14 protein-coding genes are annotated in these 16483 nt (G+C 66.7%); 9 read left to right on the top strand and 5 right to left on the bottom strand.

The window, feature by feature from the left end; genetic code table 11:
- Positions 1 to 52 precede the first annotated feature (52 nt).
- The 5 genes from BKG60_RS22590 to BKG60_RS22570 are packed head-to-tail and all read left to right on the top strand — an operon-like array spanning position 53 to position 5119.
- Positions 53 to 1450 carry an ABC transporter substrate-binding protein gene (locus BKG60_RS22590; RefSeq protein WP_070945520.1) on the top strand — a complete coding sequence of 466 codons (1398 nt, stop codon included), beginning with the start codon at positions 53 to 55 and terminating at the stop codon, positions 1448 to 1450.
- The gene (locus BKG60_RS22585) at positions 1447 to 2370 is read left to right on the top strand and encodes a carbohydrate ABC transporter permease (RefSeq protein ID WP_070945519.1); all 924 of its coding nucleotides are present in this window, start codon (positions 1447 to 1449) and stop codon (positions 2368 to 2370) included. The genes BKG60_RS22590 and BKG60_RS22585 overlap by 4 nt, the downstream gene beginning before the upstream one ends.
- 40 nt (positions 2371 to 2410) lie before the next feature.
- Positions 2411 to 3235 carry a carbohydrate ABC transporter permease gene (locus BKG60_RS22580; RefSeq protein ID WP_171054954.1) on the top strand — a complete coding sequence of 275 codons (825 nt, stop codon included), beginning with the start codon at positions 2411 to 2413 and terminating at the stop codon, positions 3233 to 3235.
- 4 nt (positions 3236 to 3239) lie between these two features.
- Positions 3240 to 4511: an ABC transporter ATP-binding protein gene (locus BKG60_RS22575; protein ID WP_070945517.1), complete on the top strand. Its 1272-nt coding sequence runs from the start codon at positions 3240 to 3242 to the stop codon at positions 4509 to 4511.
- Positions 4508 to 5119 carry a suppressor of fused domain protein gene (locus BKG60_RS22570; RefSeq protein ID WP_070945516.1) on the top strand — a complete coding sequence of 204 codons (612 nt, stop codon included), beginning with the start codon at positions 4508 to 4510 and terminating at the stop codon, positions 5117 to 5119. Before BKG60_RS22575 ends, BKG60_RS22570 begins: the two co-directional genes overlap by 4 nt.
- A 6-nt stretch (positions 5120 to 5125) precedes the next feature.
- Here BKG60_RS22570 and corA read toward each other — a convergent pair whose 3' ends face one another.
- Positions 5126 to 6229: a magnesium/cobalt transporter CorA gene (gene corA, locus BKG60_RS22565; protein ID WP_070945515.1), complete on the bottom strand. Its 1104-nt coding sequence runs from the start codon at positions 6227 to 6229 to the stop codon at positions 5126 to 5128.
- Between the two features lie 134 nt (positions 6230 to 6363).
- Between corA and BKG60_RS22560 the strand changes: the two genes are divergently transcribed.
- Positions 6364 to 7575: an NAD(P)-dependent malic enzyme gene (locus BKG60_RS22560; protein ID WP_070945514.1), complete on the top strand. Its 1212-nt coding sequence runs from the start codon at positions 6364 to 6366 to the stop codon at positions 7573 to 7575.
- Positions 7576 to 7583: 8 nt separating this feature from the next.
- Positions 7584 to 8426: a glycine betaine ABC transporter substrate-binding protein gene (locus BKG60_RS22555; protein ID WP_070945513.1), complete on the top strand. Its 843-nt coding sequence runs from the start codon at positions 7584 to 7586 to the stop codon at positions 8424 to 8426.
- Positions 8427 to 8444: 18 nt separating this feature from the next.
- Here the strand turns inward: BKG60_RS22555 and BKG60_RS22550 are convergent, their stop codons facing one another.
- Positions 8445 to 9269: an SDR family NAD(P)-dependent oxidoreductase gene (locus BKG60_RS22550; RefSeq protein WP_070945512.1), complete on the bottom strand. Its 825-nt coding sequence runs from the start codon at positions 9267 to 9269 to the stop codon at positions 8445 to 8447.
- A gap of 43 nt (positions 9270 to 9312) precedes the next feature.
- On the bottom strand, positions 9313 to 9600 hold the full coding sequence (locus tag BKG60_RS22545) for a helix-turn-helix domain-containing protein (protein ID WP_070945511.1): 288 nt from the start codon (positions 9598 to 9600) through the stop codon (positions 9313 to 9315).
- 67 nt (positions 9601 to 9667) lie between these two features.
- Between BKG60_RS22545 and map the strand changes: the two genes are divergently transcribed.
- Positions 9668 to 10429 (top strand): type I methionyl aminopeptidase, encoded by a 762-nt coding sequence (gene map / locus BKG60_RS22540; protein ID WP_070186827.1) that lies wholly within the window; start codon positions 9668 to 9670, stop codon positions 10427 to 10429.
- A gap of 12 nt (positions 10430 to 10441) precedes the next feature.
- On the opposite strand, the gene BKG60_RS22535 is transcribed toward map, so the two are convergent.
- Together BKG60_RS22535 and BKG60_RS22530 are read right to left on the bottom strand one after the other, a co-directional pair.
- Positions 10442 to 14089: a multifunctional oxoglutarate decarboxylase/oxoglutarate dehydrogenase thiamine pyrophosphate-binding subunit/dihydrolipoyllysine-residue succinyltransferase subunit gene (locus tag BKG60_RS22535; protein WP_374243448.1), complete on the bottom strand. Its 3648-nt coding sequence runs from the start codon at positions 14087 to 14089 to the stop codon at positions 10442 to 10444.
- 194 nt (positions 14090 to 14283) lie between these two features.
- On the bottom strand, positions 14284 to 15054 hold the full coding sequence (locus BKG60_RS22530; protein WP_070945509.1) for a hypothetical protein: 771 nt from the start codon (positions 15052 to 15054) through the stop codon (positions 14284 to 14286).
- Between the two features lie 113 nt (positions 15055 to 15167).
- Here BKG60_RS22530 and BKG60_RS22525 point away from each other — a divergent pair, with 113 nt between their 5' ends.
- Positions 15168 to 16454 carry a multidrug effflux MFS transporter gene (locus tag BKG60_RS22525; protein WP_070945563.1) on the top strand — a complete coding sequence of 429 codons (1287 nt, stop codon included), beginning with the start codon at positions 15168 to 15170 and terminating at the stop codon, positions 16452 to 16454.
- The last annotated feature ends 29 nt before the right edge of the window (positions 16455 to 16483 follow it).

Here is a 16483-nt window from a genome sequence, read left to right as displayed (position 1 = left end):
GCGCGCGGGACCCGCTCCGGCGGCGACATCGAATGCGAACGGGAGGCAGGGCGTGCGCGCTCGGCGGCTATGTGCTGCGGCAGTGGCCGCGTTGACGACGGCCTCGGTGCTGTCGGCGTGTGGTAAGGCCGACAGCGGGATCGTCATCAACTACTACACGCCGGCCAACGAGATGGCGACATTCACCGCCGTCGCCAACCGCTGCAACGCCGAACTCGGCGACCGCTTCACCATCAAGCAGATCAGTTTGCCGAAAGGCGCTGACGATCAACGGTTGCAACTCGCGCGGCGGCTGACCGGCAACGACAGAACGCTCGACATCATGGCGCTCGACGTGGTGTGGACCGCCGAGTTCGCCGAGGCCGGCTGGGCCGTGCCGCTGTCGGAGGATCCGGCGGGAGAGGCGGAGTCCGACGCACAGGCCAATACCCTGCCCGGGCCGTTGGAGACGGCCAGCTGGCAAGGCCGGCTGTATGCCTCGCCGATCACCACCAACACCCAATTGTTGTGGTACCGGGCCGATTTGATGGACGCGCCGCCGGCCACCTGGGACGGGATGGTCTTGGAGGCCAACCGGCTGCACGCGGCGGGCCAGCCCAGTTGGATTGCGGTGCAGGCCAAGCAGTACGAGGGCCTGGTGGTGTGGTTCAACTCCTTACTCGCAAGTGCCGGCGGTCAGGTGCTCTCCGACGACGGCAAGACGGTCACCTTGACCGACACCCCGGAGCACCGTGCGGCGACGGTCAAGGCGCTGCAGATCATCAAATCGGTGGCCACCGCACCCGGCGCCGATCCTTCGGTGACCCAGACCGACGAAGCGACGGCCCGACTCGCGCTCGAGCAGGGCAAGGCCGCGCTCGAGGTCAACTGGCCGTTCGTGCTGCCCTCGTTGCTGGAGAACGCCGTCAAAGGTGGAGTGAACTTTCTTCCGCTCGACCAACGGGCCGATCTGGCCGGGGCCATCAACGATCTGGGCACGTTCTCACCGACCGACGAGCAGTTCGAGGCAGCCTATGAGGCGAGCAAGGACGTGTTCGGGTTCGCCAACTATCCGGGCGTGCGCGAGGGGGAGCCGGCCAGGGTGACCCTCGGCGGGCTCAACCTCGCCGTGGCCAAGACCAGCCGCCACAAGGCCGAGGCCTTCGAAGCCATCCGATGCCTGCGCAACGTCGAGAACCAGCGCTACACCTCGGTCGAGGGTGGATTGCCCGCGGTACGCGAGTCGCTGTACGACGATCCGGCGTTCCAGGCCAAGTACCCGCAGTACGCGATCATCCGCGAGCAGCTGACGAATGCCGCGGTGCGCCCCGCCACGCCGGTGTATCAGGCTGTGTCGACCCGCATTTCGGCCACCCTGGCCCCGATCACCGACATCGATCCGGAGCACACCGCCGATGAGCTGACCGAACAGGTGCAGAAGGCCATCGACGGCAAAGGGCTGATCCCATGACCGACGAGCGCTTGCGCGAGGAGCCGACCAGCACTGGCACCGACAACCGCACCTCGGAACGTAAGTTGGCGTTCGCGCTGATCGCTCCCGCGGTGGTTCTGATGATCGCGGTGACCGCGTACCCGATCGGATATGCGGTGTGGCTGAGCCTGCAGCGCTACAACCTGGCCGCCCCCCACGACACCGCCTTCGTGGGGTTCGCCAACTACCAGACCATCCTCACCGACCGCTACTGGTGGACGGCGTTCGTGGTCACGCTGGCGATCACCGTGGTCTCGGTGGCGATCGAGTTCGTGCTCGGCATGGCGCTGGCGCTGGTCATGCACCGCACCATCTTCGGTAAGGGCGTGGTCCGCACCGCGGTGCTGATCCCCTACGGAATCGTGACCGTGGCCGCCTCCTACAGCTGGTACTACGCCTGGACGCCGGGCACCGGCTACCTGGCCAACCTGCTACCCGAGGGCAGCGCGCCGCTGACCGAACAACTGCCGTCGCTGGCCATCATCGTGCTCGCCGAGGTGTGGAAGACCACTCCGTTCATGGCGTTGTTACTGCTGGCCGGCCTGGCGCTGGTACCGCAGGATCTGCTCAACGCGGCCCAGGTCGACGGGGCTGGATCGTGGACGCGCCTGGTGAAAGTGATCCTGCCGCTGATCAAGCCGGCCATCCTGGTCGCGCTGTTGTTCCGGACCCTCGACGCGTTCCGGATCTTCGACAACATCTATGTGTTGACCGGAGGCGCCAACAGTACTGGCTCGGTGTCGATCCTTGGCTATGACAACCTCTTCAAGGCTTTCAACCTCGGATTGGGTTCGGCCATCAGCGTGTTGATCTTCCTGTCGGTGGCGGTGATCGCCTTCATCTTCATCAAGTTGTTCGGTGCGTCGGCGCCGGGTGCGGACACGGAGGGGCACCGATGAGCGCTTGCGCGAAGAGCAAGGGGCACTGATGACTGAGCGGGTGAGTGCACGGCGCGCGACCGGGTGGACGGTCGTGAACGTCCTGGTGGTGCTCTACGCGTTGATCCCGGTGCTGTGGATCCTGTCGCTGTCGTTGAAGCCGACGTCGAGCGTCAAGGACGGCAAGCTGATTCCGGCCGAGATCACCTTCGACAATTACAAGGGCATCTTCAGCGGAAACATCTTCACCTCCGCGCTGGTCAACTCGATCGGTATCGGCCTGATCACCACGGTGATCGCGGTGGCGATCGGCGGTATGGCTGCCTATGCGGTGGCGCGCTTGGATTTCCCCGGCAAGAAGTTGTTGGTGGGCGTGGCCCTGCTGATCGCGATGTTCCCGCAGATCTCGCTGGTGACCCCGATCTTCAACCTGTGGCGCACGATCGGACTGTTCGACACCTGGCCCGGGCTGATCATTCCCTACATCACCTTCGCCCTGCCGTTGGCGATCTACACGCTCTCGGCGTTCTTCCGGGAGATCCCATGGGATCTGGAGAAGGCGGCCAAGATGGACGGCGCCACTCCGGCCCAGGCTTTCCGCAAGGTGATCGCACCGCTGGCGGCGCCGGGCATCGTCACCGCGGCCATTCTGGTCTTCATCTTTGCGTGGAACGACCTGCTGCTGGCGCTGTCGCTGACGGCCACGCAGCGGGCGATCACGGCGCCGGTCGCGATCGCGAACTTCACTGGCAGTTCGCAATTCGAGGAGCCGACCGGGTCGATCGCCGCGGGCGCAATGGTGATCACCATCCCGATCATTGTCTTTGTTCTCATCTTCCAGCGACGCATCGTCGCTGGCCTGACATCCGGTGCGGTAAAGGGGTAATTGGATGGCCGAAATCGTGTTGGACCGGGTCACCAAGAGTTACCCCGACGGCGCAGGCGGTAGCAGGGCAGCGGTCAAAGAGTTCTCGATGACCATCGCTGACGGCGAGTTCATCATCTTGGTGGGGCCGTCGGGATGCGGAAAGTCCACCACGCTGAACATGATTGCCGGACTTGAGGACATCTCGTCGGGCGAGTTGCGCATCGGTGGGGAGCGGGTCAACGAGAAGGCGCCCAAGGATCGCGATATCGCGATGGTGTTCCAGTCCTATGCGCTGTACCCGCACATGACGGTCCGCCAGAACATCGCGTTCCCGCTCACCCTGGCCAAGCTGAAAAAGGACGAGATCGCGGCGAAGGTCGAAGAGACGGCCAAGATCCTCGATCTGACCGAACTGCTCGACCGCAAACCGGCCCAGTTGTCGGGCGGGCAGCGTCAGCGGGTGGCTATGGGCCGGGCAATCGTGCGGCGCCCCAAGGCATTTCTGATGGATGAACCGCTGAGCAACCTGGATGCCAAGTTGCGCGTGCAGATGCGCGCCGAGATCGCCCGGCTGCAGAGCCGGCTGGGTACCACCACGGTCTACGTGACGCACGATCAGACCGAGGCGATGACGCTGGGTGATCGAGTTGTGGTGTTGCTGGCGGGCGAGATTCAGCAGATCGGCACGCCCGACGAGCTGTACAACAACCCGGCGAACCTGTTCGTGGCAGGCTTCATCGGGTCACCGGCGATGAATTTCTTCCCGGCGACATTCACCGATGTCGGGGTGCGGTTGCCGTTCGGCGATGTCACGCTGACCCAGCAGGTGCATGACCTGTTGGCCCGTCAACCCAAGCCCGACAACATCATCGTCGGGATCCGCCCCGAGCAGCTCGAGGACGCCTCGTTGCTCGACGGGTATGCCCGTATCCGGGCGCTGACCTTCGGGGTGCGTGCCGACATCGTCGAATCGCTCGGTGCCGACAAGTACGTGCACTTCACGATCGAGGGCGTCGGTGCCGAGGCGGTACAGCTCGCCGAGTTGGCCGCCGATTCCGGTGCGGGTGTCAACGAATTCGTGGCCCGGGTGTCGGCGGAATCCACGGTGGCGGCCGGTCAGCAGATCCAACTGGCGTTCGACACGACGAAACTGGTGATCTTCGACGCGGAAACCGGGGCGAATCTGACCCGCACCGAACCCGCCGTGGCCGAGGAAGCCGATCCAGCCGAGCAACCCGAGCCCGAAGGCGCGACCGAATCGGCCGCAGCGGCCGGAGAACCGACAGAAGAGTGATCGACGTCCTGGCTGCCGTTCGCGCCCACGTCGGCGAGCACTTCGGCGCTGCCGGCATCACCGCGGAACCGGTCAGCGCCAGCGTCACCTTCCTGGGGACCGAGCGCATCGACGTGCTCCGGTTCGGTCCGGACCTGGCCGCCGGCGCTGCCGGGCAGGACCTCTATCACTATGTGACGCTGGGCTGTTCGCGTCATCCCATGTTCGACCCGACCGAGTTGGTATCGGATCCGATCCACGGCCCCCGGGCCGAGGTGGTGTTGTCGCTGCGGGGGCCGACCCCGGGCGGGCTGGCGCGGTCGCTGGCGGTGCTGGCCGCGGCGCCCGCGGTGGAGGGGCTGGTGCTGGAGGCCGACGCGCTCATCGATCTGGAGACCCAGTTGTTCGATTCCGCACCGTTCAGCGCATTTCTGTTGGGCCCCAGTGACATCGGCGAGGTCGAGCTGCCGGATCCGCTGTCCGCGGTGGCAGTGCTCTCGGCCACTCCGATCACCGCCACCGAGGCGGCCTGGGTGCGGCTCAAAGGGGCCGACGCGATGCGCGAGGCGTGGCGGACCGACGGGGTCGACGTGCTCGATCCGACCAGACGGGCCGCCAGCCCGAGCTGATCGGGGCTAGAGCCAGTCGTTGTGCCGGAAGGTGCGGTACAGGATGAAGCAGATGGTGGCCATGGCCAGTAGTACGGCGGGATAGCCCCAGGTCCACTGCAATTCGGGCATGTGCTCGAAGTTCATTCCGTAGATGCCTGCCATCGCTGTCGGCACAGCGGCGATCGCCACCCACGCCGAGATCTTGCGCATGTCCACGTTCTGCTGCATGGCGACTTTGCCGAGCGCGGCCTGCACCAGCGAGCTGAGCATCTCGTCGTAACTGGTGATCCGGTCTGAGGCTTGCACATTGTGGTCGTGCACGTCGCGCATGTACCTGCGTACCTCGACCGAGATCAGGTCGTTGTGGTCGGTCAGCAGCCGGGCCAGCGCGAGTGTCAACGGCGCCACGGCCCGGCGCATTTCGACGACCTCGCGCTTGAGCAGGTAGATGCTCTCGATGTTGGTGCGGGTGCGGGGGGAGAAGATGTCCTCCTCCATCGTGTCGATGTCGGTTTCCATCAGATCGGTGACGTCGAGGTAGCTGTCCACGACATGGTCGGCGATCGCGTGCATCACGGCGAACGGTCCGAGTTTGAGGATGGCGGGCGAGGATTCGAGGCGTTTGCGCACGCCGGCCAGCCCGCCGTGCTCGCCGTGGCGGACGGTGACCACGAAATCCGGTCCGACGAAGATCATGATCTCGCCGGTCTCGACGATCTCGCGGGCCAGGGCCACCGACTCGTGCTCGACGTAGGTCACGGTCTTGAGCACCAGGAACAGGGTCTTGTCGTAGCGCTCCAGCTTGGGCCGCTGGTGGGCGTGCACGGCGTCCTCGACCGCTAGCTCGTGCAAGCCGAAAACGTCTGCGACCGACTGCATCTGGAATTCGTCGGGTTCGTGCAGGCCGATCCAGACGAACGCCTTCTCGCCCGCTGCCTGTAGTTCACGGGCCTTGTTCAGCGCCGCGGCGTGGGTGTATTTGCCGCGCAACCGGTCGCCACCGCTGTAGACCCCGCAATCAACCATGGCCTGAGCCACCGGAACGTGGATCGACTTGGCGTCGGGCTCCGGGGGCCGGGCCTTGGCGGAGGCCCGCAGTGCCGGTGGCAGGGCGCGGAATGAGGGCATGGACTCCGACCTTCCTGCGCGGTGGGCTCGCAACCTGATCAGCACACCGAATGCTACGCGCAGTTACTGTTAAGTAACGCTCACCAGCGGGGAACCCGGCCCGGTGAGAATTGGCATTGAAGTACCCTTGCGCCGTGTCGGAAAGTACAGTCGCCTCCTCGTCCGAGCGCTCGTCAACGGAGCGCACCCCGCAGGTTGTCATCGAAGACGCCGAGATCTTCGATGCCCATGAAGGCGGAAAGCTCTCGGTCGAGTTGAAGGAGCCGCTGGACACCCAGCGTGCGCTGTCGATCGCCTATACCCCCGGCGTTGCTCAGGTGAGCCGCGCGATCGCCACTGATCACACGCTCGCCGCCAAGTACACGTGGGCCAACCGCCTTGTCGCGGTGGTCAGCGACGGCACCGCGGTGCTGGGTCTCGGCGATATCGGGCCGGCGGCCTCGCTGCCGGTCATGGAGGGCAAGAGCGCGCTGTTCAAGTCTTTCGGCGGGCTGAATTCGATCCCGATCGTGCTGGACACCAAGGACCCCGACGAGATCGTCGAAACCCTGATCAGGCTGCGTCCCACATTCGGCGCGGTGAATCTCGAGGACATCTCGGCCCCGCGTTGCTTCGAGATCGAGCGCCGGGTCATCGAGGCGCTGGATTGCCCGGTCATGCACGACGACCAGCACGGCACGGCGATCGTGGTGCTGGCCGCGCTGCTGGGCGCCACCAAGGTGCTCGAGCGTGACATCCATTCGCTGCGTGTGGTGATCTCGGGTGCCGGTGCAGCCGGGGTGGCCTGCGCCAACATCCTGCTGAACAAGGGCATCAGCGATGTCGTCGTGCTCGACTCGCAGGGCATCGTGCACTCGGGTCGGGACAACCTCAACACCTTCAAGGCGGAGTTGGCCGGGCGCACCAACCCGCGCAAGCTCACCGGGGGTGTGGCCGAGGCGCTCGAGGGCGCCGATGTCTTCCTCGGGGTGTCGGCCGGTGTCGTGCCCGAGGAGCTCATCGCGACCATGGCGCCCGACTGCATCGTGTTCGCGCTGTCCAACCCGGATCCCGAGATCCATCCGGACGCCGCCCGCAAGTACGCGGCGGTCGTGGCGACCGGGCGCAGCGACTTCCCGAATCAGATCAACAACGTGCTGGCCTTCCCCGGGGTTTTCCGCGGTGCGCTCGATGCGGGTGCCCGCCGGATCAGCGAGAAGATGAAGGTGGCGGCGGCCGAGGCGATCTTCTCGGTCGTCGGCGACGATCTGTCGGTCGACCACATCGTGCCCAGCGCGCTGGATCCGCGGGTGGGCCCCGCGGTTGCGGCTGCGGTCGCAGCGGCGGTTGACCCCGCAGAGTCCTGAGTTCACGGATGCGCCGCATCCTGGCGTTGGTACTGCTGGTGCTGGTGGCGCCGGTATTGGCAGGTTGCGGTGGCCGGTCGGGCCCGCCGGCTCTTGCGGTCGGTGCCGGGCCGGCGCCCGAGTCGGTGCTGCTGGGCCATCTGTATGCGGCGGCACTGCGCTACTACGGAACGCCGGCCGTGGTGACCGAGACCGATGGAGTCCCCGGCGTCCTGGATTCGGGTTCGGTGACGGTACAGCCCGGGTTCACCGGCCGGTTTCTGACGGCGCTCGATCCAGACGCCACGGCTCGCGCCGATGAGCAGGTCTACCGGGATCTGGTCTCGGCGCTCCCGGAAGGCGTCGCGGCCGGTGACTACACGATGTCCGCGCAGGACAAGCCCGCCCTGGTGGTCACCGAGGCCACGGCTGCGGCGTGGGGCGGGACTGATCTGAGCGACCTGCGCCGCAATTGCGACAAGGCCCGTCCAGGTGCGGTGGCCGGCACCACGATGCCTACGGTGGTCGGCCTGTGCACGCTGCCCAACCCCGTCGCCTTTCCCGATGACGAGGCCCTGTTCGCGGCATTGCGGGCGGGGAAGATCAATGCCGCGTGGTCGACGACGGCCGACCCGGCCATCCCGTCGGACCTGACTGTGCTGGCCGACGAGACGTCGTTGATCCGGGGCGAGAACGTGGTGCCGCTGTACCGCCGCAACACGCTCAACGAGCGGCAGATCCTGGCGCTCAACGAGATCGCGGGTGTCCTCGACACCGGATCGCTGGCCGATATGCGCAGGCAGGTCACCGAAGGGAAGGACCCCAGGGGAGTGGCCGATGCGTTCCTTGAGGCCAACCCGCTGGGGCACTAGCCCCCGCCGGCCCGTGCGTCAGCGCGGGAGCATCCGACCCATCGCGGAAGCGAACATCTTCTGGTATCCCGAGCCGGTGATCCGCACGAGGATGTCGAGGATCTTGGCGTCGGCACCGACCAGCACGCGCGCCCTGTCCTTGCGCACGGCTTCGAGGATGATCTTGGCGGCGCGCTGCGGGGTGGTGTTGGCGAGCTTGCGGTCGAAGGTCTCGGCGAGCGCCTTCTGGTCCAGGCCTTCGGCGGCGGTGGAATTGCGTGCGATGGCCGTCTTGATGCCGCCGGGGTGAACGCACGTCACCTTGACCGGGTGCTTGGCCACGGCCATTTCCTGGCGCAGGGCCTCGGTGAAGCCGCGTACCGCGAACTTGGCCGAGTTGTAGGCGGCCTGGCCCGGAACCGAGAAGATGCCGAACAGGCTGGAGACGTTGACGACGTGTCCGTCGCCGGATTCGATCAGATGCGGCAGGAAGGCCTTGGTGCCGTTGACGACGCCCCAGAAGTCGACGTCCATCACCCGCTCGATGTCCTTGAACTGGCTGATCTCGACGTCGCCGGTGAACGCGATGCCGGCGTTGTTGTAGATCTGGTTGACCTTGCCGAAGTGTTCCTTGACCGCGTCGGCGTAGAGCAGGAAGGCCTCACGCTCGGTGACGTCGAGCCGGTCGGTTTTGACTTCGGCGCCGATCGCCTTGAGGCGTTCCTCCGTGACCGCCAGGCCCTCGGTATCGACGTCGCTGATCGCCAATTTGGCGCCTGACCGTCCCAGCTCGATGGCCAGCGCCTGGCCGATGCCCGAGCCGGCGCCGGTGACAACGGCGACCTTTCCGGCGAAGCCCTCCATAGAACACTCCCTCGTGTAGTCCGACACGTGTTGAGTTACGAGGTTACGCGGTACCGGCGGTCTCGCGTAGGGCGGCCTCCGCTGTGGCGGCGTCCCGCCACACGTCTGCCAGGGTCTGCAGTGGGATGTCCAGGGCCGCACTCAGTCCGACCACGGTGCCGAATGCGGGGGATGGCAGCCGGCCCGTCTCGATCTTGCGCAGGGTCTCCGGTGAAATGCCGGCGCGTTCGGCGACGTCGTCGAGCGAACGGTCGCCCCGGGCGGCGCGCAGGGTCTCACCAAGCCGTCGGCCGGCGGCGATCTGGGCGGGGGTGAGCGGCGTTCGGACCACGTCACCACGGTAGCGCCGGTATTTATATACCGCTAGTGTTGGTATTTAAATACCGAGGAGGACGGGCATGATCGAGCTGAAGAGCGCTGCCGAGATCGACAAGATGCGGGTCACCGGGCAGTTCGTGGCCGAGGTGCTCGGCACCTTGAGCGGGCTCGCCAAGGTCGGCGTCAACCTGCTCGACCTCGAACACCATGCCCGCGACATGGTCAAGCGCCGCGGGGCGCAGTCCTGCTATTGGGACTACGCCCCGTCGTTCGGCAAGGGGCCGTTTCGCAACGTCATCTGCCTGTCGGTCAATGACGCTGTGCTGCACGGTCTTCCGCACGACTACCGGCTGCGTGACGGCGACGTACTCAGCATGGACTTCGCGGTGTCCATCGACGGCTGGGTCGCCGACGCGGCCCGCACCGTCATCGTCGGCACGCCTGCGGCCGCCGACGAGCGCCTCGTGCGGGCCACCGAGGAGGCGCTGGAAGCCGGAACCGCCGCCGCGCGGCCGGGTAACCGGCTGGGCGACATCTCGGCCGCGATCGGCGCGGTGGCCGCCGACTACGGCTACCCCGTGAACCTCGAGTTCGGTGGGCACGGGCTGGGCCGGACCATGCACGAGGATCCGCATGTCCCCAACCGGGGCAAGCCCGGTCGGGGCATGAAGTTGCGGGCAGGAATGACCCTGGCGCTCGAGCCGTGGCTCTGCGCGGGCACCAACCGTGTGGTCTACGACCGCGACGGCTGGACCATTCGCTCTGCCGACGGCTCCCGCACAGCCCACACCGAGAACACCGTGGCGATCACCGAATCCGGCCCGCAGGTGCTGACCTGCTGATCGCCTGGCGGGTTACTCGAAGGCCAGGTCGATGATCTCCTGCTGCTCGACCGCGTGCACCTTCGACGAACCCGATGACGGCGCCGACATCGCGCGCCGCGAGATGCGCTTGATCGGAGTGAAGTACTCGGGCAACACCTCGGGCAGGGTCAGGCCCAGCGACGGCCAGGCACCCTGGTTGGCCGGCTCCTCCTGCACCCAGAACTTCTCGGTGACGTTCGGGTAGCGGTCCAGCGTCTCGGCCAGCCGGCGCCGCGGCAGCGGGGCGAGCTGTTCGAGCCGCACGATCGCGACGTCCTCGCGGTTGTCCTTGGCCTTGCGGGCGGCCAGCTCGTAATAGAGCTTGCCGCTGGTCAGCAGGACCCGCCGGACCTTGTCGCGGTCACCCTCGCCGTCGGTGTAGACGGGCTCCTCCAGCACCGAGCGGAACTTGTTCTCGGTGAAGTCGCGGATGTCGCTGACCGCGGCCTTGTTGCGCAGCATCGACTTCGGGGTGAACACGATCAGCGGACGCTGGATGCCGTCCAGCCCGTGGCGCCGCAGCAGGTGGAAGTAGTTCGCCGGGGTCGACGGCACCGCGATGGTCATCGAACCCTCGGCCCACAGCTGCAGGAACCGCTCGATGCGGCCCGAGGTGTGGTCGGGACCCTGGCCCTCGTGGCCGTGCGGCAGCAGCAGCACGACGTCGGAGAGCTGACCCCACTTGGCCTCACCGGAGGAGATGAACTCGTCGATGATCGACTGGGCACCGTTGACGAAGTCGCCGAACTGGGCCTCCCACAACACGAGTGCGTCCGGGTTGCCCACCGAGTAGCCGTATTCGAAGCCCACCGCGGCGAACTCGGACAGCGCCGAGTTGTACACCAGGAACTTGCCCCCGGTCGGGGTGCCGTCGGTGTTGGTGGCCAGCAGCTGCAGCGGGGTGAACTCCTCGCCGGTCTTGCGGTCGACGATCACCGAGTGACGCTGGGTGAACGTGCCGCGCTGGGTGTCTTGGCCGGACAGCCGGATCAGCTTGCCCTCGGCGATCAGGGATCCGAGCGCCAGCAACTCGGCGAAAGCCCAGTCGATCTTGCCCTCGTACGCCATCTCGCGGCGCTTCTCCAGCACCGGCTTGACCCGCGGATGCACGGTGAAGCCGTCGGGCACGGCCAGGTGGGCATCGCCGATGCGGGCCAGCAAGGACTTGTCCACGGCGGTGGAAAGGCGCTGGGGGATCTGCTGATCGGCCTCGACCGATTCGCTGGGCTCGGCCGCGTGCTTCTCCAGTTCGCGGACCTCGTTGAACACCCGCTCGAGCTGACCCTGGTAGTCGCGCAGGGCGTCCTCGGCCTCTTTCATCGAGATGTCACCGCGGCCGATCAGGGCTTCGGTGTAGGCCTTGCGCGAGCCGCGCTTGGTGTCGATGACGTCGTACATGTACGGCTGGGTCATCGACGGATCGTCGCCCTCGTTGTGCCCGCGGCGGCGGTAGCACAGCATGTCGATGATGACGTCCTTCTTGAACGCCTGGCGGAAATCGACCGCCAGCCGCGCCACCCAGGCACAGGCCTCCGGGTCGTCGCCGTTCACGTGGAAGATCGGCGCGCCGATCATCTTGGCCACGTCGGTGCAGTACTCACTGGAGCGCGAATCCGTTGGTGCCGTGGTGAACCCGATCTGGTTGTTGACCACGATGTGAATCGTGCCGCCGGTCCGGTAGCCGTCCAGCAGGGCGAGGTTCAGAGTTTCGGCGACCACACCCTGGCCGGCGAACGCCGCATCGCCGTGCAGCATCAGCGGAACCACGGGGTACTCGCCGGAACCGTCGGCGTCCCGGCCGCTGTCCAGCAGGTCCTGCTTGGCACGCACCAGACCCTCGAGCACCGGGTCGACCGCTTCGAGGTGGCTCGGGTTGGCGGTCAGCGACACCTCAATGTCGTTGTCGCCGAACATCTGGATGTAATTTCCCGACGCACCGAGGTGGTACTTCACGTCGCCGGAGCCGTGGGCTTGCGACGGATTGAGGTTGCCCTCGAACTCGGTGAAGATCTGGCTGTAGGGCTTGCCGACGATGTTGGCCAGCACGTTGAGCCGGCCGCGGTGCGGCATGCCGATCACGACCTCGGCGAGTGCATGCTCTGCGCACTGGTCGATCGCGGCGTCCATCATCGGGATGACGGTCTCCGCGCCTTCCAGTGAGAAGCGCTTCTGCCCAACGTATTTGGTCTGCAGGAAGGTCTCGAAGGCCTCGGCCGCGTTGAGCTTGCTCAGAATGTATTTCTGCTCGGCGACCGTCGGCTTGTCGTGCTTGATCTCGATGCGCTCCTGCAGCCAGCGTTGCTGCTCGGGCTCCAGAATGTGGGTGTACTCCACCCCGATGTGGCGGCAGTACGCGTCGCGCAGCACCGACAGCACGTCGCGGAGCTTCATGTACTGCTTGCCGGCGAACCCGTCGACCTTGAATTCGCGGTCCAGGTCCCACAGCGTCAGGCCATGGGTGTTGACGTCCAGATCGGGGTGGCTGCGGAATCGCGTGTTGTCCAGCCGCAGCGGGTCGATGTCGGCCATCAGATGGCCGCGGTTGCGGTAGGCCGCGATCAGCTCGATGACCCGAGCGTTCTTGTCGGCGATGGTGTCCGGGTTGTCGGTGCGCCAGCGCACCGGTTCGTACGGGATGCCGAGTTCACGGAAGATCTCGTCGAAGAACTCGTCGTCGAGCAGCAGTTGATGGATGGTGCGCAGAAAGTCACCGGATTCCGCGCCCTGGATGATGCGGTGGTCGTAGGTCGAGGTCAGGGTGATCAGCTTGCCGATACCCAGATCGGCGATGCGCTCCTCGGAGGCGCCCTGGAACTCGGCCGGGTACTCCATGGCGCCGGCGCCGATGATCGCGCCCTGGCCCTGCATGAGCCGCGGCACCGAGTGCACGGTGCCGATGGTGCCCGGGTTGGTCAGCGAGATGGTGACGCCGGAGAAGTCCTCGGCGGTCAGCTTGCCGTCGCGGGCCCGGCGCACGATGTCCTCGTAGGCCGCGATGAACTGGCCGAAATGCATGGTCTCGCAACGCTTGATCGCGGCCACGACCAGTGAGCGGTTACCGTCCTTGCCGGGCAGGTCGATGGCCAGGCCGAGATTGGTATGAGCTGGTGTGACGGCATTCGGCTTGCCGTTGGCCTCGGCGAAGTACCGGTTCATGTTCGGGAACTTCTTGACCGCTTGCACGATGGCGTAGCCGAGCAGGTGGGTGAAGCTGACCTTGCCACCGCGGGTGCGCTTGAGGTGGTTGTTGATGACGACGCGGTTGTCGATCATCAGCTTGGCCGGGATGGCCCGCACGCTCGTCGCGGTGGGCACCTCCAGCGAGGCGTTCATGTTCTTGACGACGGCGGCCGCGGCACCGCGCAGCACCTGGGACTCGTCACCCTCGGCCGCGGTGGGGCCTGCCGAAGCGGGCTTGGCCGCGGCCGGCTTGGCCGGGGCGGCCTTGGCCGGAGCCGCCGGCGCGGGAGTTGCCGGAGCGGGCGCCGCAGGCGCGGCCGGAGTTGCTGCCGGAGCCGCCGAGGCCGACTGGCCGTTGGCGGCGGTGGTGTCGGTGGTGGGTTCAGGGGAGTAGTCGACCAGAAATTCGTGCCAACTCGGATCCACCGAAGAGGGATCCTCGCGGAACTTGCGATACATCTCCTCGACCAACCACTCGTTCTGCCCGAATGGTGAAGGTGAACTGCTCACGGCAGACACTCGCCTCGATTCTTGTGTCCGGCTCGCCGTCACATGCAGGCTTGCCGCTTGTGTTCTTCTGTGGGCGGTTGACCCCGCTCGACCGCCGCCTAAAGGCTATCGCCTTTCGGCGTTACCGGAGGTCGGCATGGGCCTCATGACTTGGCGGGCGGCAGCACATGCAACGTTGCAGGCCACCGCGGCGGGGGCGCACCGAACGCCTGGCGGGCGTTGGCGACGATCTTCTTACCCATCAGCCGGTTGCCGACACCGCCGATGACAGCGCCGATGCCCACCGGCAGCATCTTGCCGAAAGCCATCGCACCGCGCTTGAGCGTATACCGCTTGACGAAGTACTTGACCAGCCGGGAGTTGAGCTGCGAGACCGCGGGCAACGGAAGTGTCGCCGCACCGTCGGACAGCCACGCGCCGCTGGTTCGCCCGGTGCCCAGCAGATCGGCGATCGCGCGCTTGCTGTCGTCGCCGACGAGGACGGAAAGCACCAGCGCACGGCGCCGTTCGCGGTGGTCGGCAGGGATGCCGTGCACTTCGGCGACCGCCAGCACGAACACCGACGTGGCTTCCAGGAAGACGACGGTCTCGCCGGCCACGGCCGACAGTGCGACCAGGGTTCCGATGCCCGGGAACGCCGCCGCCGAGCCGACCGCGGCACCGCTGGCCATCACGGCGGCCAGATAGTGCTTCTCGAGCCGGGTCACGATCTCGGCCGGGGTGGCGTCCGGTTGGTGGCTGCGCAACCGGTCGACGTATGCCTTGACCGCGGGCGCCTGCACACGTGAGCTGCGCTCGATGATGGCCGAGAGCACCTTGGCAGCGGCGCTGGGATCTTCGGTCTCCTCGACCGTCGCCGGCAGTTGTGGCTTGGATCGCGCTCGCACTTCGGGGCCTCCCAGGTGTGAACCCATCGTTGGTTGTCAGGCTAACGAACGGCGACCCGCCGCGGGTGCCCGAGGGTGACCGCGGTCACTGCGTACAGCAAATGGGAAGAAAAAACTCGAATGTGAGGCTGTTCATCTTCATGGCATCATCGCCCGACGTGGACCAGCAGACATCGGTAGGGCCGCCGAGCCGGCTCCGGATGATTCTGGTGCTGGGCGCGTTGGTGGCGCTGGGTCCGTTGACCATCGACATGTATCTGCCTGCGTTGCCGCGGATCGCCGACGAGCTGTCGGTGTCCTCCTCGGTATCGCAATTGACGCTCACCGGCACCCTGGCCGGCCTGGCCCTCGGGCAACTCATCGTCGGGCCCCTGTCGGACTCGCTGGGCCGGCGGCGCCCCTTGATCGCGGGCATCGTGCTGCACATGGTGGCCTCGGTGCTGTGTGTCCTGGCCCCCGACATCGCGGTTCTCGGATTGGCACGCGCACTGCAGGGCATGGGGGCGGCGGCCGCTTCGGTGGTCGCCATCGCCGTGGTCGGTGATCTGTTCAGCGGCACGGTGGCGGCCACGGTGATGTCGCGGTTGATGCTGGTGCTCGGGGTGGCCCCGGTGTTGGCCCCGTCGCTGGGGGCGGCGGTGCTGTTGCACGGATCCTGGCACTGGGTGTTCGTCGCTCTGGTCGTGGTGGCCGGCGGACTGTTGGTGATGGCCGCGCTGGCCCTGCCCGAGACGCTGCCGGTGTCGCACCGGCGTCCGCTGGCGGTGCGCGGCATCGTCGGCACCTACATCGAGCTGTTGCGTGACTCGCGTTTCGTGATCCTGGTGCTGGTGGCCGCGTTGGGCATGTCCGGATTGTTCGCCTACATCTCGGCGGCGCCGTTCGTCCTGCAGGGCCGCTACGGTCTGGACCAGCAGGCGTTCGCGCTGGTGTTCGCCGCGGGCGCGATCGCGCTGATCGGCTCCACCCAGTTCAACGTTGTGCTGCTGCGCCGGTGCTCGCCGCAGGCCATCACGGTGGCGGCGCTGAGCTGGTCGGCGCTGGCCGGCGTCGTGTTCGTGGCGGTGACCGTCGCGCATGTGGGCGGGCTGTCCGCATTCGTCGTGCCGGTGCTGGCGATCCTGGCCGGGATGGGCCTGGTGCTTCCCAACGCCCCGGCGGTCGCATTGTCGCGTCATCCCGATGCGGCCGGAACGGCGGCCGCGCTACTGGGAGCCGCCCAGTTCGGGCTCGGGGCGGCGGTGGCGCCCGCGATCGGGGCGCTGGGCAACGGGGCGCTGGCGTTGTCGTGGGTGATGACGGTGGGCATGGCCGTTGCCTTGGTGGCGCTGCTGTTGGTCGGCCGGCGTAACGACGACGACGATTCGAGCGAATACCCAGGCGACGCGCTCGACATCGTTTCCGAGGCGGTTGTCGAGCCAGCCTGACCTGGTCCCGGGTAGCGTCGGCTGGGCCC

This window comes from Mycobacterium syngnathidarum (assembly GCF_001942625.1).
Lineage (GTDB): Bacteria > Actinomycetota > Actinomycetes > Mycobacteriales > Mycobacteriaceae > Mycobacterium > Mycobacterium syngnathidarum.
Note: the sequence above shows the minus strand (reverse complement) of the source record. Positions and strands in the feature narration are given on the sequence as shown.

Bases quoted from the DNA above. Each gene is read 5' to 3' on its own strand.
- BKG60_RS22535 (WP_374243448.1), bottom strand. From the start codon at position 14,089: ATGTATCGCAAGTTCCGCGAGGATCCCTCTTCGGTGGATCCGAGTTGG.
- BKG60_RS22555 (WP_070945513.1), top strand. From the start codon at position 7,584: ATGCGCCGCATCCTGGCGTTGGTACTGCTGGTGCTGGTGGCGCCGGTA.
- map (WP_070186827.1), top strand. From the start codon at position 9,668: ATGATCGAGCTGAAGAGCGCTGCCGAGATCGACAAGATGCGGGTCACC.
- BKG60_RS22530 (WP_070945509.1), bottom strand. From the start codon at position 15,054: ATGGGTTCACACCTGGGAGGCCCCGAAGTGCGAGCGCGATCCAAGCCA.
- BKG60_RS22585 (WP_070945519.1), top strand. From the start codon at position 1,447: ATGACCGACGAGCGCTTGCGCGAGGAGCCGACCAGCACTGGCACCGAC.
- corA (WP_070945515.1), bottom strand. From the start codon at position 6,229: ATGCCCTCATTCCGCGCCCTGCCACCGGCACTGCGGGCCTCCGCCAAG.
- BKG60_RS22575 (WP_070945517.1), top strand. From the start codon at position 3,240: ATGGCCGAAATCGTGTTGGACCGGGTCACCAAGAGTTACCCCGACGGC.
- BKG60_RS22550 (WP_070945512.1), bottom strand. From the start codon at position 9,269: ATGGAGGGCTTCGCCGGAAAGGTCGCCGTTGTCACCGGCGCCGGCTCG.
- BKG60_RS22525 (WP_070945563.1), top strand. From the start codon at position 15,168: ATGGCATCATCGCCCGACGTGGACCAGCAGACATCGGTAGGGCCGCCG.